Source organism: Exiguobacterium sp. s35 (assembly GCF_018617535.1).
Lineage (GTDB): Bacteria > Bacillota > Bacilli > Exiguobacteriales > Exiguobacteriaceae > Exiguobacterium > Exiguobacterium aestuarii.
The window spans coordinates 187,921-213,236 of the sequence record NZ_JACSKI010000003.1 but is presented as its reverse complement, the minus strand read 5'-3'; the positions used below and the strand labels follow the sequence as shown (position 1 = coordinate 213,236).

26 protein-coding genes are annotated in these 25,316 nt (G+C 46.6%); 8 read left to right on the top strand and 18 right to left on the bottom strand.

The features are described 5' to 3' along the window. Positions 1-300: 300 nt before the first annotated feature. Together KNO75_RS13125 and KNO75_RS13120 are read right to left on the bottom strand one after the other, a co-directional pair. On the bottom strand, positions 301-1,473 hold the full coding sequence (locus KNO75_RS13125; RefSeq protein WP_214822260.1) for a substrate-binding domain-containing protein: 1,173 nt from the start codon (positions 1,471-1,473) through the stop codon (positions 301-303). Between the two features lie 38 nt (positions 1,474-1,511). Beyond that, on the bottom strand, positions 1,512-2,450 hold the full coding sequence (locus KNO75_RS13120; protein WP_251126198.1) for a nucleotidyltransferase-like protein: 939 nt from the start codon (positions 2,448-2,450) through the stop codon (positions 1,512-1,514). A 103-nt stretch (positions 2,451-2,553) separates the two neighbouring features. Here KNO75_RS13120 and KNO75_RS13115 point away from each other — a divergent pair, with 103 nt between their 5' ends. Beyond that, positions 2,554-2,913, top strand: coding sequence for a YgzB family protein (locus KNO75_RS13115; protein ID WP_214822258.1), 360 nt, complete (start codon positions 2,554-2,556; stop codon positions 2,911-2,913). Between the two features lie 36 nt (positions 2,914-2,949). Here the strand turns inward: KNO75_RS13115 and perR are convergent, their stop codons facing one another. Next, positions 2,950-3,381, bottom strand: coding sequence for a peroxide-responsive transcriptional repressor PerR (gene perR / locus KNO75_RS13110; protein ID WP_031421138.1), 432 nt, complete (start codon positions 3,379-3,381; stop codon positions 2,950-2,952). Between the two features lie 191 nt (positions 3,382-3,572). On the opposite strand from perR, the gene KNO75_RS13105 reads away from it, so the two are divergent. From KNO75_RS13105 to KNO75_RS13095, 3 genes are all read left to right on the top strand, one after another. Next, a complete protein-coding gene (locus KNO75_RS13105) occupies positions 3,573-4,871 on the top strand; it encodes a glutamate-1-semialdehyde 2,1-aminomutase (protein WP_214822256.1) in 1,299 nt (432 codons plus the stop codon). A gap of 118 nt (positions 4,872-4,989) precedes the next feature. Continuing rightward, complete coding sequence (locus KNO75_RS13100) at positions 4,990-6,222, top strand: MFS transporter (protein WP_214822254.1); 1,233 nt, start codon at positions 4,990-4,992, stop codon at positions 6,220-6,222. Between the two features lie 53 nt (positions 6,223-6,275). After that, positions 6,276-6,671, top strand: coding sequence for a thiol-disulfide oxidoreductase DCC family protein (locus KNO75_RS13095; protein WP_214796458.1), 396 nt, complete (start codon positions 6,276-6,278; stop codon positions 6,669-6,671). Positions 6,672-6,704: 33 nt separating this feature from the next. On the opposite strand, the gene KNO75_RS13090 is transcribed toward KNO75_RS13095, so the two are convergent. From KNO75_RS13090 to mutY, 4 genes are all read right to left on the bottom strand, one after another. Beyond that, positions 6,705-8,453 (bottom strand): ABC transporter ATP-binding protein, encoded by a 1,749-nt coding sequence (locus KNO75_RS13090; RefSeq protein ID WP_214822252.1) that lies wholly within the window; start codon positions 8,451-8,453, stop codon positions 6,705-6,707. A 39-nt stretch (positions 8,454-8,492) separates the two neighbouring features. Next, a complete protein-coding gene (ntdP, locus tag KNO75_RS13085; protein ID WP_015880896.1) occupies positions 8,493-9,035 on the bottom strand; it encodes a nucleoside tri-diphosphate phosphatase in 543 nt (180 codons plus the stop codon). An 89-nt stretch (positions 9,036-9,124) separates the two neighbouring features. Continuing rightward, positions 9,125-9,550, bottom strand: coding sequence for a hypothetical protein (locus KNO75_RS13080; protein ID WP_214790484.1), 426 nt, complete (start codon positions 9,548-9,550; stop codon positions 9,125-9,127). Continuing rightward, positions 9,537-10,571 (bottom strand): A/G-specific adenine glycosylase, encoded by a 1,035-nt coding sequence (gene mutY / locus KNO75_RS13075; protein ID WP_214796454.1) that lies wholly within the window; start codon positions 10,569-10,571, stop codon positions 9,537-9,539. Before mutY ends, KNO75_RS13080 begins: the two co-directional genes overlap by 14 nt. A gap of 88 nt (positions 10,572-10,659) precedes the next feature. Between mutY and KNO75_RS13070 the strand changes: the two genes are divergently transcribed. After that, positions 10,660-11,643: a metal-dependent hydrolase gene (locus KNO75_RS13070; protein WP_026826711.1), complete on the top strand. Its 984-nt coding sequence runs from the start codon at positions 10,660-10,662 to the stop codon at positions 11,641-11,643. Positions 11,644-11,669: 26 nt separating this feature from the next. Here the strand turns inward: KNO75_RS13070 and KNO75_RS13065 are convergent, their stop codons facing one another. Then, positions 11,670-12,203 carry a YceI family protein gene (locus tag KNO75_RS13065; RefSeq protein WP_214790487.1) on the bottom strand — a complete coding sequence of 178 codons (534 nt, stop codon included), beginning with the start codon at positions 12,201-12,203 and terminating at the stop codon, positions 11,670-11,672. 223 nt (positions 12,204-12,426) lie between these two features. On the opposite strand from KNO75_RS13065, the gene adh reads away from it, so the two are divergent. The 3 genes from adh to KNO75_RS13050 all read left to right on the top strand — a co-directional run bounded on the left by adh (position 12,427) and on the right by KNO75_RS13050 (position 14,967). Beyond that, positions 12,427-13,947, top strand: a complete 1,521-nt coding sequence (gene adh, locus KNO75_RS13060) for an aldehyde dehydrogenase (protein WP_214822250.1) — start codon at positions 12,427-12,429, stop codon at positions 13,945-13,947. A 1-nt stretch (position 13,948) separates the two neighbouring features. After that, the gene (locus KNO75_RS13055) at positions 13,949-14,311 is read left to right on the top strand and encodes a DUF779 domain-containing protein (protein WP_214822248.1); all 363 of its coding nucleotides are present in this window, start codon (positions 13,949-13,951) and stop codon (positions 14,309-14,311) included. Positions 14,312-14,607: 296 nt separating this feature from the next. After that, entirely contained in the window at positions 14,608-14,967 is a 360-nt protein-coding gene (locus KNO75_RS13050; protein WP_214822246.1) for a transposase, read from the top strand. A 106-nt stretch (positions 14,968-15,073) separates the two neighbouring features. Here the strand turns inward: KNO75_RS13050 and KNO75_RS13045 are convergent, their stop codons facing one another. The 10 genes from KNO75_RS13045 to KNO75_RS13000 all read right to left on the bottom strand — a co-directional run bounded on the left by KNO75_RS13045 (position 15,074) and on the right by KNO75_RS13000 (position 25,191). Beyond that, entirely contained in the window at positions 15,074-16,144 is a 1,071-nt protein-coding gene (locus KNO75_RS13045) for an ABC transporter substrate-binding protein (protein ID WP_214822244.1), read from the bottom strand. Next, on the bottom strand, positions 16,141-16,935 hold the full coding sequence (locus KNO75_RS13040; protein WP_074033109.1) for an ABC transporter permease: 795 nt from the start codon (positions 16,933-16,935) through the stop codon (positions 16,141-16,143). Before KNO75_RS13040 ends, KNO75_RS13045 begins: the two co-directional genes overlap by 4 nt. Beyond that, the gene (locus tag KNO75_RS13035) at positions 16,932-17,753 is read right to left on the bottom strand and encodes an ABC transporter permease (RefSeq protein ID WP_214822242.1); all 822 of its coding nucleotides are present in this window, start codon (positions 17,751-17,753) and stop codon (positions 16,932-16,934) included. Before KNO75_RS13035 ends, KNO75_RS13040 begins: the two co-directional genes overlap by 4 nt. Continuing rightward, positions 17,740-18,846: an ABC transporter ATP-binding protein gene (locus KNO75_RS13030; protein ID WP_214785666.1), complete on the bottom strand. Its 1,107-nt coding sequence runs from the start codon at positions 18,844-18,846 to the stop codon at positions 17,740-17,742. The genes KNO75_RS13035 and KNO75_RS13030 overlap by 14 nt, the downstream gene beginning before the upstream one ends. A gap of 21 nt (positions 18,847-18,867) precedes the next feature. Continuing rightward, entirely contained in the window at positions 18,868-19,407 is a 540-nt protein-coding gene (locus KNO75_RS13025) for a helix-turn-helix domain-containing protein (protein ID WP_074033106.1), read from the bottom strand. Positions 19,408-19,558: 151 nt separating this feature from the next. Then, positions 19,559-19,828, bottom strand: coding sequence for a YfhJ family protein (locus tag KNO75_RS13020; protein WP_074033105.1), 270 nt, complete (start codon positions 19,826-19,828; stop codon positions 19,559-19,561). Then, positions 19,825-20,139, bottom strand: a complete 315-nt coding sequence (locus KNO75_RS13015; RefSeq protein WP_074033104.1) for a YfhH family protein — start codon at positions 20,137-20,139, stop codon at positions 19,825-19,827. The genes KNO75_RS13020 and KNO75_RS13015 overlap by 4 nt, the downstream gene beginning before the upstream one ends. Positions 20,140-20,210: 71 nt before the next feature. Then, a complete protein-coding gene (locus tag KNO75_RS13010; protein ID WP_214822240.1) occupies positions 20,211-21,389 on the bottom strand; it encodes an RtcB family protein in 1,179 nt (392 codons plus the stop codon). A 9-nt stretch (positions 21,390-21,398) separates the two neighbouring features. Continuing rightward, positions 21,399-23,444 carry an ABC transporter ATP-binding protein gene (locus KNO75_RS13005; protein ID WP_214822238.1) on the bottom strand — a complete coding sequence of 682 codons (2,046 nt, stop codon included), beginning with the start codon at positions 23,442-23,444 and terminating at the stop codon, positions 21,399-21,401. Between the two features lie 22 nt (positions 23,445-23,466). Further along, a complete protein-coding gene (locus KNO75_RS13000) occupies positions 23,467-25,191 on the bottom strand; it encodes an ABC transporter ATP-binding protein (protein ID WP_214822237.1) in 1,725 nt (574 codons plus the stop codon). Positions 25,192-25,316 lie beyond the last annotated feature (125 nt).

The window sequence follows — 25,316 nt, the reverse complement described above, 5'->3', positions numbered from 1 at the left end:
TATAGCTCTTAAATTGACGAAGCTTGCGCTTCATTCAAAAATTGTAAAACTTATTTTTGCCTCATCGTTCAGTTTTCAAAGTTCGTCTGTCGCTCTTGGCGACTTCATTAATCTATCACGTTTCAACCATTTCCGTCAACAACTTTTTTCACAAATTGTTTTTCTGAAATAATCTTTTGCCGTGACAACGTTTATAACTATAATCTCTATTTACCACTTCGTCAATACAAAAAACGATAAAATTTTAAAAAAAATCTACTTTCCGTTTATATGACGAAAAGTAGACCTCTATCACCTAATTTATTTGAGACGGACGTAACCGGTCTTTTCGACCAAAGTCTGCCCATCCTCGCTTCCTAGCCATTCTAGAAATTCAGCAAATTGTTCTGCTTTTTCTTTAGTCGTGACCGCGTAGAATTCAGAGGTCAATGGATATGATCCATCTTGAATCGTTTCAACGGTCGGTTCGATTCCTTCTATACGAAGTAACTTGATCTTATGATCATTGACCATTTCTGTCGCATAGTATCGGAATGAGAATCCAATTGCATTTTTATGGTTTCGATACGATGAAGTTTGTTGAATGATTCCGCCCATTCCTTCAGGAACATCTTCGACTGGCGCCTCCATCAGTTTTCGTTCACCCATCATCTTTTGCAATGCCGTTTGACTACCGCTATCTTCTGGTCGTTGAAAAGCACGAATGGTTTCAGAGTGACCACCGACCTCTTGCCAATTGCGAATGTCCCCCGCATAAATTCCACGGACTTGTTCCATCGTCAAAGACTCGATCGGATTATCTTCATGAACGAAGAAAACAAATGCTTCTCTACCAATCGGTGTCATATGTAGAGATACGTCCTTTTGCTTTGCGACTTGCAATTGACGATCGGACGGACCCGCTACAAAAATCAAGTCAGTTTGATCATTCATCAATCGACTGTACGCTTCTGGCGTTGTCGTCGAGACGACTTTACTCGCCTGATCATTATATGGGTCATATGTTCCGGAGTTCGGATATACCGCTTCTACAAATGAAGCATACATTGGATAGAGGGCTGTCGCGCCGTCCAATCGCGGCACACCATTTACGAACGAAACCGATGTTTGATGATTCAATTTTGCCAATCGCTCCGAATTTGTAAATGGCTGATAATCGATCAACTCTACACCACGCTCTTCAATTTTTAAGTAATCCTGATACATGTAGTACCCTTTGACAGAAGCGAATACCATCACGCCTGACAAAGCTCCCAAACCAAGTATCCGTTTCACTTTCCGATTTGAGAGAGGCGAAAAATCATAAAGCCCCATACATACAATCAACAGAGCCGCTATATACCAAATCGTCCAAAGAATGGGGCGTCCTTGCGTGATTGGTTCTCCCATCGTAAAGAGAGCGACAACAACGGAAATCATAAACGTGACAAATAGAATAAAAATCGTTCCGATGCTAAACTTCAAAAATTTCATGCGACGTATCGTCTCCTCATCATGCTTTCGTGTAGGGATTAGGCAATCTCATAAAGTACTGCTTCTACTCCAACTCCCTTTGTCGGTCTCGTGACCGTACGAACATATCCTTTTTTCACTAAAAATCCGATGATACTTCCGAGGTCGACACGAAGTTCATTTAAGTTCGGGTGATCCATCAATTCCGAGAATGTCCAAGCTCCTTCTTTCTCTTGCATCGTCTGAAGTAACAAAAGTGTTCCCGGCAACACTTTTGATTGAATCAAGTGTTCCATTCCAATCACAACAAGGTGGATTCGTTGTTCGAGCGTCTCCTGTCCTCCAACCAGTTCTTCATGCAACTTATAAATCTCAAGGTCGATTGCCCGAACTTGTTCCCACATCACGATTTCAGGATGAATCCCCGCTTCGAGAATCGATAGCCGCGCCAAGTGTGTAAGCGCATGGTGAATCTGGGTAAAGGCGTCTTGGAATTCCCCTTCTAAAAATAAATACCGACCATCTTCAAAACGGCGCAATAGTTTCGCAAATGAAAGTGATAATTGTAGGCGTTGCTCTCTATTCGTCAAATTACGATTCCGTTGTCGTAATTCTAAGATGTATTCATTCCGCTCAAATAGAACAATCCCATCCTCAATCCAATGAATGGCGCGTCGGTTCTCATTTAAAACAATCCATCTGTCCATCATCGAATCACTCACGACGTGCAAGACGATTCTTTCTTGACCAACCTGATAATGCTTCACCGTCCAAAACGGTTCCTGTCTCGCTTCAATTACAATGAGCAGACGGTCTGACTGATCCGTCAAAGGATCACGTGCTCGTTTCTTCTTCACTTCAATAATACCGAGTGTCGTTTTTAGTGCAGCATATTCTGAATAAATAGTGCGAGTCGCATATTCCATCGTCATCTGGACCCCTTCTCTCCCAATCGTAAGTTGACTATATATGACGATTGTCATTTTCGATACGAACAAGATTCGCCCTCTTTTCAAAAAACTCCTGCCGAAAAAGTGCAGGAACTTCTCACTCGTTTGAAGATGAGCTATGATAGAGACAGACTATTGGAGGGATTCACTCATGAAAAAACAGGGGAACAAAATCAACCGCGCACGTAATATAGCATTACTCTTAATCTTCGGCGGGATCGGCGTCATGTATCTCGGACTTCTCGCAAAATCCATCACGTGGCTGATGATCATCTTCATGCTTCTAGGATTTGTTATGGTACTCGCAAGCTCTGCCCTTTACTTCATTGTAGGTATGGCATCTACGAAAGCGATTATCGTGACCTGCCCGAACTGCGAAAAAGAAACGAAGATGCTCGGGCGCGTCGACTTATGTATGCATTGTGACGAACCACTAACGATTGACCGCTCACTCGAAGGTAAAGAGTTCGATGAAAAATACAACAAACGTCAGTCACAACAAACCGACTGACACAAAAAACCACATCCGAGAGCTCGGATGTGGTTTTTAATGTGTCTGCGATTGTTCAGATTGGCAAGATGGGCACGTTCCATACACTTCAAGACGGTGACGATCAACTTTGAATCCAGTCAATTGAGATGCAACCGATTCGATTTCATCTAATACCGGGTAGTTGAAGTCGACGACTTTTCCACACGTGTCACAAATGATGTGATAGTGCTTCGACGTCACAAAGTCAAAGCGACTTGAGGCGTCTCCGTAATTCATCTCTTGAACAAGCCCTACTTCTTTAAAGACGCGCAAGTTGTTGTATACAGTAGCCACACTCATGTTTGGAAACCGTGCGGCAAGTGCCTTATAAATGTCATCCGCTGTTGGGTGACTATGCTCCGTGACGAGGTACTCCAAAATGGCCTGGCGCTGAGGCGTCATTCTGACTCCATGTTCCCGGAGCGACTGAACAGCATGGTCAAGCATTTCGCTTCCCACGTCAATCCCTCATTTCTTCTATAAAATTCATGCGAAATAGTTTTGAACATTAACTTATTTCTTACATAGTAATCTTTATAAATAGTGTACTGATTTCTCAACTACTCGTCAAACACTGAGCTTATGCGGTTGACGGCTATGATACAATAAGTGCGAATTTGAATAAGGAGGCAATACATATGACTACTTCATCAAATCGTCAGTCATCCGATGCATTATATCAAGATGCAATCACTCACATCGTCGGAGGTGTCAACAGCCCATCTCGCTCATTCAAAGCGGTTGGCGGCGGCGCTCCTGTTTATATGGAACGTGGCGAAGGTGCCTATTTCTATGATGTAGACGGCAATCGCTACATCGATTATTTGGCGGCATACGGCCCAATCATTACCGGCCATGCCCACCCTCACATTCATGAAGCACTCATGAACGCTTCTTCTAAAGGCTTACTTTACGGGACACCCCACCGCCTTGAAGTCGAGTTTGCGAAGAAATTAAAACAAGCTATTCCTTCTATGGATAAAGTACGCTTCACCAACTCCGGAACGGAAGCTGTTATGACGACAGTCCGAGTCGCCCGTGCTTACACCGGTCGTGAACTCGTCGTGAAATTCAGTGGCTGTTACCATGGACATTCGGATCTCATGCTGATTGCAGCAGGTAGTGGTCCGGCAACACTCGGTTCTCCTGACTCGGCAGGTGTGACAAAAGCCACAGCTAAAGAAGTCATCACCGTCCCGTTCAACGACGTCGAAGCGTACCGTGAGATGATGAAAGAATGGGGAGACCAGGTCGCATGTGTCCTCGTCGAACCGATTGTCGGGAACTTCGGGATTGTAGAACCGAAGCCAGGCTTCCTTCAGGCCGTCAATGACATCACGCATGAACATGGCGCTCTCGTCATCTATGATGAAGTCATCACTGCATTCCGCTTCACATACGGAAGTGCACAGCAAGTGTATGGCATCGAACCGGATATGACGGCACTCGGAAAGATTATCGGTGGTGGTCTACCAATCGGCGCTTATGGCGGAAAAGCTGAAATCATGGAGACGGTCGCACCACTCGGACCTGCGTATCAAGCAGGCACAATGGCAGGAAACCCTGCCTCGATGGCGACAGGAATCGCTTGTCTCGAAGTACTCGAGCAACCTGGTGTTTATGAAAAATTAGATACGCTTGGTGCACGACTTGAGGCAGGAATTCGTGAAGCGGCAGAGAAACATGACGTGACGATCACAATCAACCGCTTGAAGGGTGCACTCACCGTTTACTTCACGGATGAAATCGTCACTGATTACGATGGTGCAGAAAAGTCGGACGGTGAGACATTCGGACGATTCTTCAAGTTGATGCTTGAAAACGGTGTGAACCTGGCTCCATCGAAATATGAAGCTTGGTTCCTGACAACAGAGCATAGCGAACAAGATATCGACGAGACAATCGAAGCGGTCAATCGCTCGTTTGCCCAACTGTAAGAATGAGATGCGCGAGCATCTCTTTTTTATTGTCTAAAAGGGGACATCTTCATCAAAAGTGTCTCTTTTTATCTTGCATCGTCCCCCATTACAGTAGAACCAAGGAGGTGCTCACATTATGAAATTTAAGGATTTTCCATTAAACGTCCGCTTAAGGCTTATTTGCGGATTTTGCATTCGAATCGTCGGCTCCGCCATCTTCCCATTCATGGCGCTCTATTTCTCGGAGGAATTAGGCAAAGTGTCCGCTGGAATCATCATGACCTCATTCGTGATCGTCGGTTACTTGACCGGTCTATTTGGTGGGTACTTTTCCGATCGGTTCAATCGGAAGGTTGTCTTACAAATTGGTCAGGTGATTCAAATCATCTGCTTCCTTGGCATGACTGTTGCCATTCACCCATCGAACAACTGGGCACTCGTCGTTGCCATCCTTTACTTCGGACACGCTGTGTCGAACGGTTTGAACTATCCGGCACTCGAAGCCATCGTCATCGATTCGATGGAAGAGTCGAATCGAAAAGCCATCTATGTGTATGACTATTGGCTCGTCAATTTGGCGATTGCCGGAGGTGTCATGCTTGGGGGTGCCTTTTATCGAGATCATCGGTTCGGCCTCTTTATCGGTATGACAATCGTGCTCACGATTACAACTATCGTACTTCAACGCTATTTGGTCGATACGTATAAGGGTAACCGCTCAACTCCATCAAACCCGATTCACGGAGTCATCGAAAACTATAAAATTGCGTTGCGCGATCGTCGTTGGATCACGTTCGTCCTCGGAAGTATGCTCGTCTTTTCGACCGAGTTCCATATGGCGAATTACATCGGTGTCCATTTAGCCGAGTCATTTGAAAGTCGACAAATTCTCAGAATACCATTTGATGGTGTTCGCATGATGGCGTTTATGCAACTTGAAAACACATTGCTCGTCGTTGCCATCACGTTCGCCGTCACCGCATTCGTCAAGCGGTTTAAAGAGAAGGCCGTCTTTTTCGTCGGATTATCGTTATACGTGACGGCTTATGCCGCCATCACATCGATGAACTCATTTATCGTTCTCGCCGCGCTCGCAATTGTCTTTACAATTGGTGAGCTTCTCTACTCTCCGATTCGACAAGTGAAACAAGTCGATTTGCTCGATCCTGAGCGGCGTGCTTCGTATCTCGCATTCGGTGGACTGACGTTCCATGGAGCCAAACTCGTGGCGGCGGCCGGCATTGTCGTCGGTGCTTTCATCGGTCCTGTTTTGATGAGTGGGTATATCTTTATCTTCGGGGCACTTGGTGCATATTTGTATTATGTTTCCCTCTACAAGATGCAAGCAGCTCGCCAACTTGCGGCTTGAGGTTTACCATGAAGACAAAACGGTAAAACAGTACGATGAAGGAGGCGAAGCACTTGCCTGCGATTGTGTTATTCGATGGAGACTGTAACTTCTGCGACGCCAGTGTCCAGTTCATTATTCGTCATGACCGACATGCCTCGATCCACTTCGCATCACTTCAAAGCGAGGTCGGGCAGTTGTATAGAACACGACACCGGATTCCAGAATCAGTCGACAGTATCGTCTACATTGAAGAAGGTGTTCCTTACTTGAAATCAGATGCAGCGATTCGGATTGCCGAGCACCTTGATGGCCGTTGGCGCCTGCTCCGGTTCATCCGATTCGTACCTAAACTGATTCGTGATCGCGGCTATGATTTCTTCGCCAAACATCGGACACGTCTATTCGGGAAGAAGGAAGTGTGCACGCTCCCTTCCCCGGATGTTCGTAAACGATTTTTAGACCGCTAAAAAAGTCGAGCCCACAAGGACTGGACTTTTTCGTTATTCCACTACAGCTAAATCTTGAATCATATACAGGTCGTAATACGCTCCACGACGACGCATCAGTTCTTCGTGCGTCCCCGTCTCCATGATTTGACCGTTCTCGACGACAACGATTTGATCGGCGTCGGTGATGGTCGACAAGCGATGAGCAACGATTAACGTCGTCCGCCCCTTCGTCAGACGAGCAAGCGAGTCTTGAATCATCGCTTCACTCTCTAAATCAAGCGCACTCGTCGCTTCATCTAAAATCAGAATCGGAGGATTTTTTAAGAACACACGCGCGATCGCGAGTCGTTGCTTTTGTCCTCCAGAGAGTTTGACACCCTTTTCCCCGACCGGCGTCGCATATCCCTCTTGCAACTTAGAAATAAATTCATGAGCGTTTGCTGCCTTCGCCGCTGCAATGACTTCTTCGTCCGTCGCATCCGGTTTCCCCATGCGGATGTTCATCGCGACCGATTCACTGAAGAGGACCGAGTCCTGCATCACCATTCCGATTTGATCACGAAGTGCACGTAATTTGAAATCGCGCACATCGACCCCGTCGATTTTGATGCTTCCATCCGTCACGTCATAGAAACGTGGAATCAAGCTGACGAGTGTCGACTTTCCACCACCGGACATCCCGACGAACGCCACGCGTTCCCCAGAGCGAATTTGAAGGTTCACGTCGTTCAACGCCCGTGTCCCATCCTGTTCATAAGAAAAACTCACATGCTCAAGGTCGATTTTACCCGCTGTCGATAATGGAACGAATCCGTTCGGTTTCTCCTCGATATCATACGTCTCATCTAAAAACTCAAAGACACGGTCCATCGAAGCGACCGATTGCGTGAGTGTCGTCGCTGAGTTGACGAGTCGACCGAGCGGTGCGTAAAGACGATCGATATAAGCGATGAACGCGACGAGCGTACCGAGCGATACCGCCTCTTGAAGGACGAGCCATGATGCCGTCGTGAAGATTAGAATCGGTGCGATATCGGTGATCGTCGATACGACGACATACGTCTTGGCATTCCAACTCGTATGTTTAAGTGCCGCATTTAAGAATCCACCGTTCTGTTGTTCGAACGCCTTGTTTTCGTACGGTTCTAACGCAAAACTCCGAATGACCGCCATGCCGTTCACACGCTCTGTCAAATGACCTTGAAGGTCAGCAAGCGCCGCTGACCGCTCGCGCGTCAAACGACGCAACCGTCCGTAAAAATAACGGACTGCGATTGCATAAAACGGAAGTGGTAACACGGCAATCAATGTGAGTTGTGGGTCAATCGTATACATGATCCCAATGGCGATGAGGATGGTGACCATGTCTAGCCATATATTCATCAGACCGGTGATGACGAAGTCTTTCGTCTGTTCCACGTCGTTGATGATCCGAGAAATAATTTGACCCGTCTTATTGTTTGAATAATAGCGAAGCGACAACTTTTGGACGTGGTCGAACAGTCGGTTCCGCACATCGAACAAGACACGTGTTGCGGCCCACTGTGCCAAATATTGACGCAAGTATTCAATCGGCGGCTTGAAGACTAGGAAAATGAAGAACACGATGCTGAACAGCCAGACGAGTGTCGTGTAGTCCTGTTTCGGCGCGTCTTCTACCAAATAATTATCGATGACATATCTATACAGTAACGGTAATCCGAGCGGGATTGAAAACTTTAAAATCCCGACGAAAATCGTTAGGGCAATTTGTTTTTTATACGGCTTAACAAATTGCATATAACGTTTAATACTACCCATAGTGCCTCCTTCTTTAAGAAAAAAAGCGGAGATGAGGAATCATCTCCGATAACGTGCTTCGTATTCGCGATACCATTCATCGACGAATGTTGGGTTGAACGGCCCTTTCCGTCCTCGAATCCAGTTGATCAGCTCTTGCACGTTCTGCTTCAAGATTCGATCAATCGCTTTCGGATAATTCATCTCGCGACGATGCCGCTCATATTCATCTTCATCTAAAATCGTATACGACATATCCGGGAACACCTTGATGTCCAAATCGTAATCGATGTATTTGATGGCACGTTCATCCCCATCAAATGTAGTCGGCGAACCTAGATTACAATAGTAGTAAATCCCGTCTTCGCGAATCATACAGATGACATTGAACCAATACTCAGATGAAAAGTAGCAAATTGCCGGCTCTCGCGTTCTCCATTGCCGACCGTCTGACTCGCTGACCATGATGCGGTCATTGAATCCGATCATATCCGTTTTTGACGACTGAAGGACGAGCGTTTCTTCCCAAACGCGATGCAAAGTTCCGTTGTGCTTGTAGCTCTGTATCTCGATTTTGCTACCTGCTTTGGGAAATAAGCTCATAAGCTCCTCCTTTCCGCTATGATGCTATACAATTCTCATATTTAATTATAGCGACTTTCAGAACCAATGAAAAAGGAAATCTCTTATTTTCATGAATTTAGTGTTTTTTGGAAGGCTCGTGCCCGTTCCTGAAACATTGGACGAAGCACGAAATATTCGACGAGTATGTTCGGAACATAGCTATCAAACGTCACTTCGTCAATCATAACCGCTTTTCCGTCACGTGACTCGACCCGGTGCACGTGCGTAAACCGTTTAAACGGAAACGGCAATCTCTTCCCTTGATCGCAGAATGCCTGTCTTCCTGAAATCGTAATGGCACTATTCCACGGCAGCTCGATAGGACCGACTCCGACGAACAACTTCACTTCATTACCTTCGACCGAGGCACCATCCCCCACTAGACGTACTTTGGGAAACTTCGTCAGTTTCGTTAAAAGCGAAGCATCCTGCAATAAATCCCATAGCGTATCGACCGTCGTATCGTATGTCGATTCTACATCAAATCGTCTCACTTTCACCACCTGCCAATCGCTCTAGTTTTTGTTGAGCCACAGAAACCGTCTTCACTTCTCGCTCCGAAGCATCTAACCAGACGACATCATCGTTCGGGAGCGTATCGACTCGATATAAATCGATATACCAGACGATATGGGAGAAGACGTGTTTCACTTGCCCGAGATAAGTTCCGTTTACCTGTTCCCCCGTTCCTCGTTCGGTAAGCGGGTATTGCCACATCCCAGCAAGTAATCCTTTTTCCGGTCGCTGTTCATAGGCAACTTTCCCGTCTTTCTCGATGCATAACGCATCATACATTTCGACACGTGCTGCCCCTTTTTTCGTTTTGACCGGCAGCTCATCTTGTACATGATGGGCATATGCGTAACAGGTGTCTTGAACAGGACAGAGCGAGCACATCGGATTTTTCGGTGTACAGACCGTTGCCCCTAACTCCATGACGCCTTCATTAAAATCAGACGCATGGCGCGGGTCCATCAAGCGCCGAACAACCTGTTCAAACAGTTTACGCGTCTTCGGTACAGCGATGTCGTCATAGATTCCGAATTGACGTGACATCACGCGCATGACGTTTCCATCGACTGCTGGCTCCGGTTGATTGTACGCGATCGACAGCACCGCTCCCGTCGTATACGGACCGACTCCTTTTAATTTTTCAAATCGTTCTTTTTCTTCTGGGACAATCCCATCGTACACGGAAGCGACTTCTTTGACCGCTTCATGTAAGTTTCGGATGCGTGAGTAATAACCGAGCCCTTCCCAATATTTGACGACTTCGTCTGTTTCAGCAGAAGCGAGCGCCTCAAGCGTCGGGAATCGTTCCATAAAGCGGTTGTAATAAGGGATGACGGTATCGACTCGCGTCTGTTGTAACATGACCTCACTCACCCAGACGCGATATGGATTTTTCGCATGACGCCAAGGTAAATCACGTTTTTCACGATTGAACCATGTAACCAATTCCTCATTGAATTGATGAATATTATAATTTGTGAACAATTTATCAAGATTAAGCATTGTGTTTCCCCTCGTTTTAAAAATATTGTATGATAAATAGGAATAGATGACGTTATATTGTGTTTATTGATGGAGGTGCTGAAGCACATTGGATACTGCGACACACATTGGTATGGGACTTGGTTTAAGTGCCATCGCGACGCTCAGCCCGGAGGTGTCAGGTGATGCACAGATGTTTCTGGCCATGACAGCCACGGCTCTCGTCGGCTCGCATGCACCAGACTTCGACACCGTCTTTAAGTTAAAAGGAAATAGTACGTATTTACGCCAGCATCGCGGTCGTTCACACGGAATCACCGCACTTCTTGCTTGGCCGATTATCGTCAGCGCCGTCATCGGTACGGTTCTTGGCGTCAATCCCGCCTCCCTATGGGTAATGGCTCAAATCGCCGTCTTGTTACATGTCACGGTCGACTTGTTCAATGCTTACGGGACGCAAGCGCTACAGCCGTTTTCGAAGAAATGGATCGGCTGGGGTGTCATCGGAACGTTTGATCCGTACTTGTTCTCCGCTTATTACGGTGCATATGCATTATGGATGATTACCGGTGCGACTGTCCCTATTTTTGCATTGCTTATTGCGCTTGTCATTAGTTACTATGCAATTCAGTTTAAATTGCGTAACCGTGCGCTCGCCACTGTGGCACGACACTTTGCTGGTGCACACGAATTATTCATCTCACCAGGAATCGGTTGGGATGACTGGCACGTTGCTGTTCGTTTCCGCGATGGGCTCGGAGCGGTGAAAGTGAAGAAAGGGAAAGTCATCGAGTGTGGTCGCTTCCGCGATAAACCGATGCCAGGGGAAGAAGACCTTCATTTCGTCGAAGCTCGGAAAAATGCAGATTTACAGGCGTTCCTCGAGTTTTCCAAAATTCACACGTATACTGTGACACGCCATAACGGAATGATTGAATACCGTTTCACGAACTTACGGTATTTCTCGAAAAATATGTATCCGTTCGTCGCTGTCGTCATCGTAGACGAGCAGTCGAATGAAGTCTTGTCTTCATTCACTGGATGGGTATTCAGCGAAGACAGTCTTCAGAAAAAATTAGTGTATGAACAATAAAAAGTCGCTCTCACGAGCGACTTTTCTTATGCCTCGGATTCTGTAAATTGAAGCTCGAACTCGAATTTGACTTTCTTGTCGACGAGGACGCCCCCCGCTTCGAGCGCTTGGTTCCACGTCAATCCATAATCTTCTCGGTTGAGAGAGCCTTCTCCAGAGAAAGCATGCTTCATGTTTCCCCATGGATCTTTTGCGCTTCCCTCATACTCCACTTCGAACGTTTCTTCCCGAGTCGTTCCTCGAATCGTTAAATCTCCTGTCAATTCGAACTCTCCGCCCCCTTTGGAGTGGAATGATGTCGATTGAAACACGATATGTGGATATTCTTCCGCATTGAAGAAGTCTCCTGAGCGGAGATGGTTGTCTCGATCTGAATTATTCGTATCCACGGACGCCGCCTGAATCGTCACTTTTACGCTCGCATTTGCCAAGTCGTTCGGATCACCGTTTGCTTCGATATCGAATTCTTTAAATTCACCTTTCACTTTTGAAATCATCATATGCTTGACAGTAAATGTGATGGAACTATGCGCTGGGTCAACTTGATATGTCTTTGCCATCTTGATTCACTCCTTATGCGTAATTGAATAATGTACACAATGTACTGATTACCACAAATCTTGACTTCAAAACGTTTTTACAAAAGATTGACAAATTATTGTCAAAAAATTTTGACTTTTATCACAACATACCGTTACGATGAAAAAAGGGAGTCGTTCGCTTACCGAAAAATGTAAGCGCATACATAACTCCTCTATCTCGTATGAAAAGGGAGGAACGAACATGATTTATGAAGTACCGAACTCAGCAGGAACGAAAGTACAGTTTAAGGACCGTTACGAGAATTTCATTAACGGAAAATGGACCGCACCGGCTGGTGGGGAATACTTTGAAAACACATCTCCTGTAAATGGGAAAGTATTATGTGAAGTCGCCCGCTCAACGAAAGAGGATATTGAACTCGCATTGGATGCTGCACATGCAGCAAAAGACGATTGGGGCAAAACGTCCGTCGCGGAACGTTCTATCATCTTAAATAAAATTGCAGATCGCATGGAAGAAAATTTAGAGATGCTCGCATATGCAGAAACATGGGAGAATGGTAAAGCAGTTCGGGAAACGCTCAATGCCGACCTTCCGCTCGCGATTGATCACTTCCGTTACTTCGCCGGTGTGATTCGTTCACAGGAAGGCGGAATCAGTGAACTCGACAACGATACAGTCGCCTATCACTTCCATGAGCCGCTCGGCGTCGTCGCTCAAATCATTCCGTGGAACTTCCCAATCTTGATGGCGGTATGGAAACTCGCTCCGGCACTCGCAGCTGGAAACTGTGTCGTCTTAAAACCAGCCGAACAAACACCTTCTTCGATCATGGTCCTTATGGAACTGATTGAAGATTTATTGCCACCAGGTGTCGTGAACATCGTAAACGGTTTCGGTCTTGAGGCAGGTAAACCGCTCGCATCGAGTGATCGTGTCGATAAAGTCGCCTTCACAGGCGAGACAACAACGGGTCGCTTGATCATGCAGTACGCTTCACAAAACATCATCCCGGTCACACTCGAGCTTGGTGGGAAATCTCCAAACATCTTCTTCGCAGATATCATGGAAGCCGATGATGATTTCTTCGATAAAGCGATTGAAGGCCTCGTCATGTTCGCCTTAAACCAAGGTGAAGTGTGTACGTGTCCGTCTCGTGCATTGATCCAAGAATCCATCTATGACAAATTCATGGAGCGTGTGCTCGAGCGCGTCAAAGCGATTAAACTCGGCAATCCGCTCGATTCGGACGTCATGATGGGTGCACAAGCATCGAACGAACAAATGGAGAAAATCCTCTCTTACCTTGAAATCGGGAAAGAAGAAGGCGCGGAGTGTCTCATCGGTGGAGAACGTAACATGATGGATGGAGACCTTGCGGATGGGTATTACATTCAACCGACCATCTTTAAAGGTCATAACAAGATGCGCATCTTCCAAGAAGAGATTTTCGGACCGGTCTTATCGGTGACGACGTTCAAAGATGATGCGGAAGCACTCGCCATCGCGAACGATACGCTCTATGGACTTGGAGCAGGTGTTTGGACACGTGACATGAACCGTGCCTATCGGTTCGGTCGTGAAATCCAAGCAGGCCGCGTCTGGATCAACTGCTACCATTCATACCCGGCACACGCTGCGTTCGGCGGCTATAAAATGTCTGGGATTGGACGCGAGAACCATAAGATGATGCTTGGTCATTATCAACGGACGAAAAACATGCTCGTCAGCTACAGCGAACAGAAGCTCGGGTTCTTCTAAGATGGTGAAACGAGTCGAGGCCACCCCCGCCGCGCTCGAACTGATTGAACGTCTAAAATCGAAACACGGTCCACTTCTGTTTCATCAATCGGGAGGATGCTGTGATGGAAGTTCACCCATGTGCTTTCCACGCGACGAGTTCATGGTGGGCGATCATGATGTGCTCCTTGGTGAAATCGGCGACACCCCATTCTATATCCACGAGAAACAATATGATTATTGGAAACATACACAACTCATTATCGATGTGGTCGATGGTCGAGGCGGTATGTTTTCCCTCGAAGGTGTCGAAGGAAAACGATTTTTAGGACGTTCTCGAGTCTTTACAGAAGAAGAGCGTGACACGTTAAAACATGAAGCATGACAGAAAGGACCCATTTCGATGGGTCCTTTCTGATTAAAAAACGATTATCCTAAATCACGAAAAATAAATAAATGACTTGTCACGTTACTTCGTAATTGAAAACATTGAATCAACCTATATTTTTTAGAAGGATCAACCCTTATCTCGAAAGAAGAGAATATTTAAAATTTATTTCTTTAATCAAATAATCGATGAGATACTAATAGTTGAAGTCATTCATATCAAACATCAAAAAGCTTTTTTAAACGAACAGATCATAGATGATTTTGCATACAAGAAAATAGGAGGAATAAACGATGACAGAAAAAAATATTGAGTTCGTGAAAGCGATTTATGAGACGGTTATTAAAGAAAGTTTGGCTGAATCCAAAGAAATATACACAACATCAGAAATCACTTCGGACATGGATGGATATTGGAAACAAGCACTCGGTCTATATCAGGGATCCGATAGCGAAGGTCAAGAGACTTTGTTAAAAATAATAGAACAGACTATGATTGAAACGGTTTCTCATATGCTAGGTATTATCGATGGCAGCTCTACTTTAAACGATAGTGAACTCGAACTGAGTCTGTCGCTAGACTCTCAGGACACAGAAAATGAGTTGCAAGATACGTTTTTAGATTTTATAGAAGAGAATGAACTTTATCCATGATGTGAACACCTATTTCGTTCTAGTTGAAAAAAGCGATTGATTTGGAACGAGCACCGAATCAATCGCTTTTATATTTCTAACTCTCAAACAATAATAATATGTTTTATTATTTGCTCTGCATTTTAAAGCGTAAATACAATTCGTTATAGTAAGCGTTCATCCGCTTCCCTAAGTTTTCATACACTTCAAGTTCTTGCGTCACTTCGCGAGATGGGTAGAACCGCTCATCTGACGTTACTTCTTCATCTAAAAACTCGAGTGCTGCTTCGTTCGGAGTCGAATAGCCGACATAGTCCGTATTTCGCGCTGCAATCTCGGCATCTAGCATGAAGTCGATGAATTGATGCGCACCGTCCACATTTTGTGCCGTACTTGGAATGACGAGGTTATCGAACCAAAGATTCGTTCCTTCTTCCGGAATGACATACGTTAGTTCTTCATTTTCGTACATGATTTCCGACGCATCTCCAGACCAAACGACAGCCGCTGCTGCTTCACGGTTTGCCATCAACATTTTAATTTCATCCCCGACGATTGCTTTGATGTTTGGCCAAAGCGTCTCTAGCTTTTGTTCCGCTTCAATCAACTCATCTTTGTTCGTCGTATTGAGCGAATAGCCGAGCGAGTTCAAGCCGAAGCCCATCACTTCTCGTGTTCCGTCTGCAAGAAGGATGTCATTTTCAAGCGGCATCTCCCACAAGTCGTTCCACGATGTGATTTCACCATCGACCATTTCGGGATTATAGACAATCCCAACCGTTCCCCAGAAGTAAGGAACCGAGTACTTGTTACCTGGGTCGAACGATTTGTCGAGAAAGCGTGGATCGATGTTATCGAAATTCTCAAGCTTCTCGTAGTCGATTGGAAGCAACAAATCCTCTTCAATCATCTTACTAATCGCATAGTCTGAAGGGACAGCTACATCGAACGCTGTACCCCCTTGCTCAATTTTCGTGAGCATCGCCTCGTTCGAATCGAACGTCTGATAGACAACTTTTAGTCCACTCTGTTCTTCGAACTCACCAATCAAATCCTCATCGATATAGTCTCCCCAGTTATAGACGACAAGCGTATTGTCGCCACCAAACCCTTGCGCAGCATTCAATTGCTGAATCCAAAGAAGGAGACCGAAGCTGACAATCAACGGAACAGCCAGCATGATGATTAATTTTTTCATCGTCTAACCTCCTTTGCTCCTCGTTGCGCCAACACATAATATCCAATGACAAGGATGAGGGTGAAGACGAACAAAATCGCAGATAACGCATTGATTTCAAGCGAGATTCCTTGACGAGCCCGCGAGTAGACTTCTACTGCAAGTGTCGTGAACCCGTTCCCTGTCACGAAGAACGTGACTGCAAAGTCATCTAATGAATACGTGAGTGCTGTGAAGAATCCGGCGAACACACCTGGTGTGATATAAGGGAGAATGACTTTCGTCAACACATCCCATGTACTTGCCCCTAAATCACGCGACGCATCGATCAGCGTCGGGCTCATCTCTTGAAGTTTCGGCAACACCAAGATGACGACAATCGGAACCGAGAACGCGATGTGCGACAAGAGAACCGAATAGAAGCCTAACTGAATCCCGAGCATCGTGAAGAGAATCAAGAACGATGCCCCGATGATAACGTCCGGACTGACAATCAAGACGTTGTTCAAAGACAACAGGGATGTCTTCGTATACTTTTGTTTCGCCGTATAGATGGCGAGCGCCCCGATGACACCGAGCACGGTCGAAATTGTCGCCGATAATAGGGCGATGACGATCGTGTTCAAGACGATGACAAGAAGTCGCGTGTCCGTGAAGAGTGACTTATACCACTCAAGGGTGAATCCTTCGAAGTTACTCATTGTCCCGCCACTGTTGAACGAGTAGAAGACGAGATATAAGATTGGCGCGTATAAAATGAAGAACACGGCCGCCAAGTATAGGTTTGATAGTTTGAATCGTTTACGTTTCATCGACGGACCGCTCCTTTCGCACCCCAGTCACGCGTGATGACCATGACGAGAACCATCGCCAAAATCAAGAAGACGGCAATCGTAGATCCCATCCCCCAGTTTTGCGTAACGAGGAATTGTTGTTCAATCGCTGTACCGAGCGTGATGACACGGTTTCCTGCGATCAGGCGTGTGATCATGAAGAGTGACAACGCCGGAATAAAGACAATTTGAATCCCTGACTTGACACCGTCAAGCGTCAACGGGAAGATGACACGTCGGAACGTCGTCCAGTTCGATGCACCTAAGTCGCGTGATGCATAGACGAGAGATGGTGGTAATTTTTCAATCGCGTTGTAAATCGGCAAAATCATGAACGGAATGAAAATGTATACCGAGACGAAGACGAAACTGAAGTCCGTGAAGAGAATCTGTTTCGTTCCAATCCCGATCGCCTCTAAAAACTGATTCGTGATGCCGTACGTTCCAAAAATCCCAAGGAATGCGTACGCTTTTAATAACAAGTTAATCCATGACGGAAGCAAGATGAGCAAAAGCCAAAGTTGCTTATGCCTCGTCTTCGTCAACAAATACGCCGTCGGATACCCGACGAGTAGCGAGAAGAACGTAATCAGGAACGCGTACCAAAATGATGATAACGTCATCGACAAGTATGTCGAAGAGAAGAACGTCTGATAGTTTTCTAAACTCAAGTTCCCGTCGATATCAAAAAACGAGTAATAGACGACGAGGACGAGTGGCGCGACGACGAATAAGGCAATCCAAATCCAATATGTCGTCAAATATACCGTCTTTGCGGTCTGGTTAGTTTGATTCATGAGGGACCTCCTCATAGGATTCGAGACGACGGTCGAACTCTTCTTCTGTCTCTCCTAATCGCATGACGTGAATCGCTTCCTCGTCAAACGTCAATCCGATTTTTGATCCGACGGTCGACTTCTTCGTCGAGTGAACGAGCCACTCGTTCCCTTCTTGGTCGTAACAGCAAATCTCATAGTGAACGCCGCGGAACAGTTGTGAATCAACATCGACAATCAATTTCGCAGAATCGATGGATGTCATCTCCAAGTCTTCCGGACGAATGATAACCTCGACTTTTTCGTTACGGTCAAACCCTTGGTCGACGCAATCGAACGTTTTGCCAGCGAACGTGACGACATTGTCTTCTGGCATGACACCCGGTACGATATTCGATTCTCCGATGAAGTCTGCGACGAAGCGGTTAATCGGTTCGTCGTAAATATCAGTCGGCGTCCCACTCTGAACAATTTTCCCGTTGTTCATGACGAAAATCTCATCGGACATCGCGAGCGCCTCTTCCTGGTCGTGTGTGACGAAGATGAAGGTGATGCCGAGACGTTGTTGCAACTCACGTAATTCATATTGCATTTCTGTACGTAGTTTCAAATCTAAGGCAGACAACGGTTCATCGAGGAGGATGACCTCTGGCTCGTTCACAATCGCACGGGCGATGGCGACACGTTGACGTTGTCCACCTGACATCTCATCGATTTCGCGCGAGCCGTATCCTTCTAAGTTAACAAACTTGAGAGCTTGCTCCACTTTTGCTTTAATGTCTGCTTCTTTCAACTTTTTAATGCGGAGACCAAACGCGACATTTTCAAATACGTTCAAATGAGGAAACAGCGCATAATCTTGAAACACGGTGTTCACTTGTCGTTTGTTGGCGGGTACATCGTTGATTCGCTTCCCACTGAAGTGAATATCACCTTCAGTCGCGTCGGTAAATCCGGCGATGAGACGTAGGATTGTCGTCTTCCCACATCCCGATGGACCGAGAAGCGTATAAAACTTCCCACGCTCAATCTCAAAACTGATATCTTCTAGGACGACAGTGTCGTCGTAACGCTTTGACACGTGGTCAAAACGAATAATTGTCTCTGCATTCATGCTGTTTCCTCCTCTATTGACTTATAAATATGAATGGGTCGCTACGATGAGACATTCACTTTCGCCATCGTGATCGTTGACGAGTTGGTGTGAATCCGAGGCGACATAATACATTGTTTCTCCCGCCTTGGCAAAATAGGTGTGATGACCTAACTTCAGAGCCACTTTGCCGGACAAGACGTATACCAATGTCTCTGAACGGGACGGTTCATATTGTTTGAATTCTCCATTCTTGCAAAAGGTGACGAGAATTGGCTCCATTTCTTTCTCATTCGATTCCGGAATAAGCCACTCCGTTCGATATTTTCGTTCTTCATCCGTATACGTGGTGCGGTCATCGACGGTGTATACGACTTTTTGATTCAAGTCTTCATCGAAGAACTCTTTTGGTGAACTTCCAAGGACGCTCAACAAATCAAATAACGTCTCTAATGAAGGAGAGCTTAAATCACGTTCGATTTGAGAGATGTATCCTTTACTCAAATCCGTACGCTCCGCTAACTCCTCTTGGGTCAATCCTTTTTTAATCCGGAGTCGCTTAATGTTTTGACCTACTTCCAACGACTGAACGCCTCCTTCTAGTTTAGTGAAACATGAGTTCAACTAAAGAAAGTTTATCTATACTATACTTACAAGCAAACTATTAGCGACCTTCATTATAACGAACTGAATGAGAATTGCAAATAAAAAATCACGCCACAACGGACGTGATTCAATGTAAATTTCGTTTTGACATCAAGTGCTTAAACTTCTCGTTCTTCGTTTGGAACAAATGAAGCTGTGCGCCGTATGCATCAATCTGTTGAATGACGTATTGGAACGCCTTCGCTTCCCCAGGATACGGTTCGCCTGCCTTGGCGAGTGACGTCTCAAAGTCTTCCCATAGCACTTCGACCCATGTGATCGCTTCCGAATCGTTTAGCACGTCATTCTTCTCTTTTAGAATGGCCGCAAGTCGCTCATATTGTTCGTTTCGGTTCATCGTTTCACCTCCGACAGTTCAGAGAGCGGGATGGCGCGTTCTGTCATGTCCCCTTCAAACGTACCCCAACCCATGACACCGTTGACGAATTTTAAGCGGAACGGTTGGTCGTTGTAGTTGACGACATATGTTTCACCGGGACGAAACGATGTCGGGTCGACCAAATAGCTTTCGGCAATCGCAATCCGTCGAAGGACAACTTCGATTTCGCTGACCATGCCCATCTGTTCAGCCTTCCGCTTTCTCTCATGTAAGGCTTGAATCTCTTGCTCTAACTCATATTTCGATAAATCACTTAACCGCTTTTCCATTTCGTTCACCTCGATGTAAGCGTATCAGATTTTGCGAAAAAAAGAAAAAGGCGAGACTGAGTGAAATTCACTCAGTTCGCCTTGAAGTTGTACAACGGTTTGATGACTTGATCGATGCTGACCGCCGGTTCGATGTAACGGACAATCTCTTTCATCGATTTGTAGACGAATGGTGACTCATCCACGGTAGACGGTCGAACCGATGTCGACCATACGCCTTCCATCGTACGTTTGAATTCTTTGAAGTCGACGCGTTTGCGCGCGGCTGAACGGGACATGATCCGACCTGCTCCGTGAGGACCAGAGAAGTTCCAGTCCGGGTTCCCTTTCCCGGTACAGATGAGCGAACCGTCTCGCATGTTCATCGGAATGATGACACGCTCTCCTTCTTGCGCAGAGATGGCTCCTTTACGCAGAATCATCGCGTCATGGTCGATATAGTTGTGAACGGTGTCGAATTGATCGACGACGTTCCACTTCATAGCTTCCACGATCACATCTGTCATCGCTCGACGGTTAGCCGCTGCGTATTGTTGGGCGATTCGCACATCGTGCATGTAATCGTTCATGTCCTCCCCTTCGACATAAGCCAGGTCTCTAAATGGTTTCCGCGCTTCACGTTCCGCTTCCAGATACGTCGAGATGTCTTGCTGCCGTCCAGCGATCTTCAAATGCTCGATTGCTTCTTTTACATCGTTCGTTTCCATCATGTGTTGGATCGCGCGCTCTTGATAATGGTCGGCAATCTGTACCCCGAGATGACGCGAACCCGAATGAATGACGAGAAACGTACGTCCCTGGTCATCCCGGTTCACTTCAATGAAATGGTTCCCCGAGCCGAGCGACCCGACCGAGCGCAAGGCGCGGTCGAGTTTATACGGCGCTCGAACCGCTTCAAGCGGAAGTTCAGACGCGTACGGATGAACCGTCTCGCGAATGTTCATCCCGCTCGGTACAAGTTCACGGATCACGTCATCGAGTCGCTGAAAGTCGATTCGTTTGGCTTTGATTTCAGTACAAAGCATCCCACATCCTAAATCGACACCGACCAAGTTCGGTACGACTTTATCGTGAATCGTCATTGTCGTTCCAACGACCGACCCTTTCCCAGCGTGCATATCTGGCATGATGCGAATCGATGCCCCTTCTGTGAACGGTTGGTCGAGAAGGGTTTGAATCTGATTCCGCGTCATGTCATCGATCCGTTCATTGAATACTTTGGCGCGGTTATATTTCCCCGTAATTTCCATGTGACCTCCTTAACTGATCGCTTGTTGCTTACTTTGTAATTCGTGCATTCGGGCATAGACGCCACCGAATTCGATGAGCGACTGATGATTCCCGCGCTCGATGATCCGACCGTGGTCGAGAACGAGAATCTGGTCCGCTTCACGAATCGTAGAGAGTCGGTGGGCGATGACAAACGTCGTTCGACCGAACGTGAGTGTTTTGAGTGCCTCTTGAATCAGTGCCTCGGTCTCTGAGTCGACACTCGCTGTCGCCTCATCGAGGACGAGGATGGCCGGGTCAAAGACGAGAGCGCGAGCGAAGCTGATCAATTGTCGTTCCCCACTCGAAAGGGAAGCACCGCGTTCAATTACTGGTTCATCGATTCCTTTTGGCAACTGCTTCACGAAACGGTCCGCCCCTACGGCTGTCAGTGCTTTCCATACTTGGTCATCTGTAATGGATTCATCTCCAAGTGTGATGTTTGTTCGAATCGTTCCAGTGAACAGGAACGGGTCTTGTAAGACGATTCCGAGGTGGTCTCGTACTGCCTGAGTCGGCAGTTTCGTCACGTCCATTCCATCGATGCGGAGAACGCCTTTCGATGGGTCATAAAAACGCATGAGCAAGTTCATGATCGAACTCTTCCCACTGCCCGTATGTCCAACAAGGGCAATCGTCTCGCCTGGAGCCGCGTGTAGTTCAATCTGTTGCAATACCGGTTTCCCTGCTTCATAACTGAATGTCACATCATCAAAGACAACTTCCCCTTTAAATCGTGGAATACGCTCCGATGAGACCGGCTCTCCTTTTTCATCGAGCAACTGGAACATCCGGTCGGCCGATACGAGCGCTTGTTGAAGCGGTGATAACTGGTTCATGATTTGTGTCACTGGCTCAAAAATACGCGAGACGTAATCGATATAGGCATACAAGATCCCGAGTGTCAGGATGCTTCCCCCACCGAGTGTTTGTGCCCCGACAAACCAGATGAGTAAGGCGAGCGCCATGTTTCGGAAGAAGTTGACCAAGTTATGACTCATCAATGCATCCAATTTCAATAGTTTTCGTCTCGTTTGGAAGTTGTCACTGTTCTTCTCATTAAACTCGTCGTAAACGAGATCTTCGCGGACGTACGATTGAATGATCGGCATCGTCTGAATGCTTTCATTCAACTGTGCATTCATATCCGCGACGAGCGCACGGACGCGGAAGTTATTTTTCGTCGAGAAGCGCTGGAACAATTTGATCCAGACGATGACGACCGGGATGATGATGAGTGAGACGAAGCCTAGACGTACGTCTAGGAAGAACATCGCAATCAGTACCCCAATCATCATGACGACGCTTTGGAAGACGCGGGCAAGCACCCCTAAATACAGGTCTCGAATCGTCTCCGTGTCGTTCGTGACACGACTGACAATTTTCCCGATTGGCGTCTGGTCAAAATAGCGTACCGGGATCGTTTGTAGATGCTTCATCACGTCAAGGCGCATCGTTTTCACGATACTGTGCGCCGAGCGTTGCAAGAGCATTTGTTGTCCCCAGTTCAATCCGGCTGCGAGTAGCAATAGGACGACATAGAGACCAGACAGCATGAGCACTGCTCGTAAATCTGTTTGATAAAACTGGAACACGTCGGTCGACGAGAGCGAGACGATATTTTCATATGTCGCCGTCTCATCACCTCTTGTGATCGTCAACACGTCTCCTTCGACGTCTCGGATTCCACCGCTCATCACAGCATCAGGGACGAGATAGTATCCGTCCGTCGTCTGCACGATGGAGACAGGCTGAACCACGTCTTGCCCATCAAGCCTCGTTTCTTTCTCGTACGAGTTTCCATTAAAGGAAACGCTACCGCCAGACTCGACTTGAACCCAATCACGTTCGATGGCGACGATATGCTCATCGATAATGATTTTGGCGATATACGGTCCGGCAAGTTCTGCACCGACCGCTAAAAAGAGTAATGTCAATCCGAGGAAGATCGAGCGTTTCACTTGTTTGGCGTACCCAACGAGTGAACGGATCGTTTTCTTCCGACGGACTGGATCTAATTCATATTGATCGATCATGAGAGATTCCCCCTTTCCCGGATTACTCCGACTCTCCTTGTCGAATAAATTGTTCATAGTACCAACCGTGGCGTTCCATCAGTTGGTCATGTGTGCCACGTTCTGTGACACGCCCGTCTTGAAGGACGAGGATTTGATCAGCGTGCGCCACCGCAGAAAGACGGTGTGCGACGATGAATGTCGTTTTCGCTTCGCGGCTCGTACGAACGGAATCGATGATGCGTGATTCTGTCTTCGCATCGACCGCTGAGAGCGAATCGTCAAGGAGTAGAATCTCAGGATTCTTCAACAACGCTCGTGCAATCGACAGACGTTGTTTCTGTCCGCCTGACAGCATGACACCCTGTTCTCCGACTACCGTATCTAAACCATTCTCTAAATGTTCAATATCTGTATCAAACGCCGCGAGACGAATCGCCGTCTCTAGCGCCTCATTCGAGACATCATCCACTCCGAAACGAATGTTATCGCGAACCGTTTTCGAGAAGAGAAGATGTTCTTGTGACACATAACCACTCCAGCCACGAACGGTTTCGAGTTTGATGTCCGAAATCGGCACGCCGTTCACGAGAAGTGAATCATCAATCGGATACTCCCGAAGTAACTGACGCAATAACGTCGTCTTCCCGGCCCCGGTCGGTCCGACGACCCCAATCGTCTCGCCACGCGAAACGTGCAGGACGATGTCCTCTAACGAATCACGATTCGCATTCGGATAACGGAATGAGAGCGATTTAAATGTGATTTTCTCCGGAACGTCGATCTGGACCGTCCCAGTAGAGGCAACGTCCGGAGCTTCGTTCATCGTCGATTCAATCCGTTCGAGACTCGCCGTTCCCCGTTGTACGACGTTGATAAGCTCACCGAACGCATACATCGGCCAAATGAGCATTCCTAAATAAATGTTGAACGAGACAAGTTGACCGAGCGTGATGTCGTTCGTAAAGACGAGATACGTCCCGAACGATAGCCCAATCAAATAACTGAGTCCGACAAGGAGTTTGATGACCGGTTCAAACAATACATCGATTTTTGCGACGTGCATGTTTTTCGCCATGACATCGTCTGTGATGTCATCAAACTTTTTCGTGTCCGCCTCTTCTTGAACGAATGAACGGACGACCCGGAGACCTGAAATTGACTCGACAACTTGGTCGTTCATTACCCCGAACGAGTCTTGGGCCGCCGTGAAGCGTGTATGAATTTGACTTCCGAGTTTATTCATCGACCAGGCGAGAATCGGCATCGGCAAAAGTGCAGCAAGTGTCAACTTCCAATCGATGAATACACCCATGATTGTCAACGCAATGAGCGTCATGTTGAACGAGTCGACCAATGTCATAACCCCAAATCCTGCTGTCCGCTCAACCGCCTTCAAGTCATTCGTCGCGAGTGCCATCAAGTCCCCCGTACGATGTTGTTGATAAAAGCGTGGCGTTTGTTTGAGGAGGTGACCGAAAAAACGACCTCTCAATTTCTTTTCAAGTAAAAAGGCTGTCCCAAATAGTCGGGCGATCCACAAGTACGACATCACATAAGACAACACCATGATGCCTAAAAGTGATGACACAATGAGAATCAATCGTTCTGTCGTCAAACTTCCTTCACGAATCGCATCGATCGCCTGTCCAATAATCCACGGTGGCAGCATATCTACAACTCCCGTGATGATGAGTAAGATGATGGCAATCAAATACGTCCGCTTCTGTTTTTTAATAAACCAATCTAATTGTTTAATCAGCTTCATGACTGATTTCCCCCTTCCGTCCAATCCACCTAAGCACGCAAAAAAGCGCACTCCACCTGATTGTGCAACCAATCAAATGAAGCGCGCTTGAAGTAGTCTTCAATCTTTTGCATGGTCAGGGAAAG

Bases quoted from the DNA above. Each gene is read 5' to 3' on its own strand.
- perR (WP_031421138.1), bottom strand. From the start codon at position 3,381: ATGCTTGACCATGCTGTTCAGTCGCTCCGGGAACATGGAGTCAGAATG.
- KNO75_RS13030 (WP_214785666.1), bottom strand. From the start codon at position 18,846: ATGAATGCAGAGACAATTATTCGTTTTGACCACGTGTCAAAGCGTTAC.
- KNO75_RS13125 (WP_214822260.1), bottom strand. From the start codon at position 1,473: ATGAAATTTTTGAAGTTTAGCATCGGAACGATTTTTATTCTATTTGTC.
- KNO75_RS13040 (WP_074033109.1), bottom strand. From the start codon at position 16,935: ATGAAACGTAAACGATTCAAACTATCAAACCTATACTTGGCGGCCGTG.
- KNO75_RS13065 (WP_214790487.1), bottom strand. From the start codon at position 12,203: ATGGCAAAGACATATCAAGTTGACCCAGCGCATAGTTCCATCACATTT.
- KNO75_RS13000 (WP_214822237.1), bottom strand. From the start codon at position 25,191: ATGAAGCTGATTAAACAATTAGATTGGTTTATTAAAAAACAGAAGCGG.
- KNO75_RS13090 (WP_214822252.1), bottom strand. From the start codon at position 8,453: ATGGGTAGTATTAAACGTTATATGCAATTTGTTAAGCCGTATAAAAAA.
- KNO75_RS13035 (WP_214822242.1), bottom strand. From the start codon at position 17,753: ATGAATCAAACTAACCAGACCGCAAAGACGGTATATTTGACGACATAT.
- mutY (WP_214796454.1), bottom strand. From the start codon at position 10,571: ATGCTTAATCTTGATAAATTGTTCACAAATTATAATATTCATCAATTC.
- KNO75_RS13020 (WP_074033105.1), bottom strand. From the start codon at position 19,828: ATGAACCGAAACGAACAATATGAGCGACTTGCGGCCATTCTAAAAGAG.
- KNO75_RS13050 (WP_214822246.1), top strand. From the start codon at position 14,608: ATGACAGAAAAAAATATTGAGTTCGTGAAAGCGATTTATGAGACGGTT.
- KNO75_RS13115 (WP_214822258.1), top strand. From the start codon at position 2,554: ATGAAAAAACAGGGGAACAAAATCAACCGCGCACGTAATATAGCATTA.
- KNO75_RS13100 (WP_214822254.1), top strand. From the start codon at position 4,990: ATGAAATTTAAGGATTTTCCATTAAACGTCCGCTTAAGGCTTATTTGC.
- KNO75_RS13015 (WP_074033104.1), bottom strand. From the start codon at position 20,139: ATGGAAAAGCGGTTAAGTGATTTATCGAAATATGAGTTAGAGCAAGAG.
- KNO75_RS13055 (WP_214822248.1), top strand. From the start codon at position 13,949: ATGGTGAAACGAGTCGAGGCCACCCCCGCCGCGCTCGAACTGATTGAA.
- KNO75_RS13045 (WP_214822244.1), bottom strand. From the start codon at position 16,144: ATGAAAAAATTAATCATCATGCTGGCTGTTCCGTTGATTGTCAGCTTC.
- ntdP (WP_015880896.1), bottom strand. From the start codon at position 9,035: ATGAGCTTATTTCCCAAAGCAGGTAGCAAAATCGAGATACAGAGCTAC.
- adh (WP_214822250.1), top strand. From the start codon at position 12,427: ATGATTTATGAAGTACCGAACTCAGCAGGAACGAAAGTACAGTTTAAG.
- KNO75_RS13010 (WP_214822240.1), bottom strand. From the start codon at position 21,389: ATGGAAATTACGGGGAAATATAACCGCGCCAAAGTATTCAATGAACGG.
- KNO75_RS13105 (WP_214822256.1), top strand. From the start codon at position 3,573: ATGACTACTTCATCAAATCGTCAGTCATCCGATGCATTATATCAAGAT.
- KNO75_RS13005 (WP_214822238.1), bottom strand. From the start codon at position 23,444: ATGATCGATCAATATGAATTAGATCCAGTCCGTCGGAAGAAAACGATC.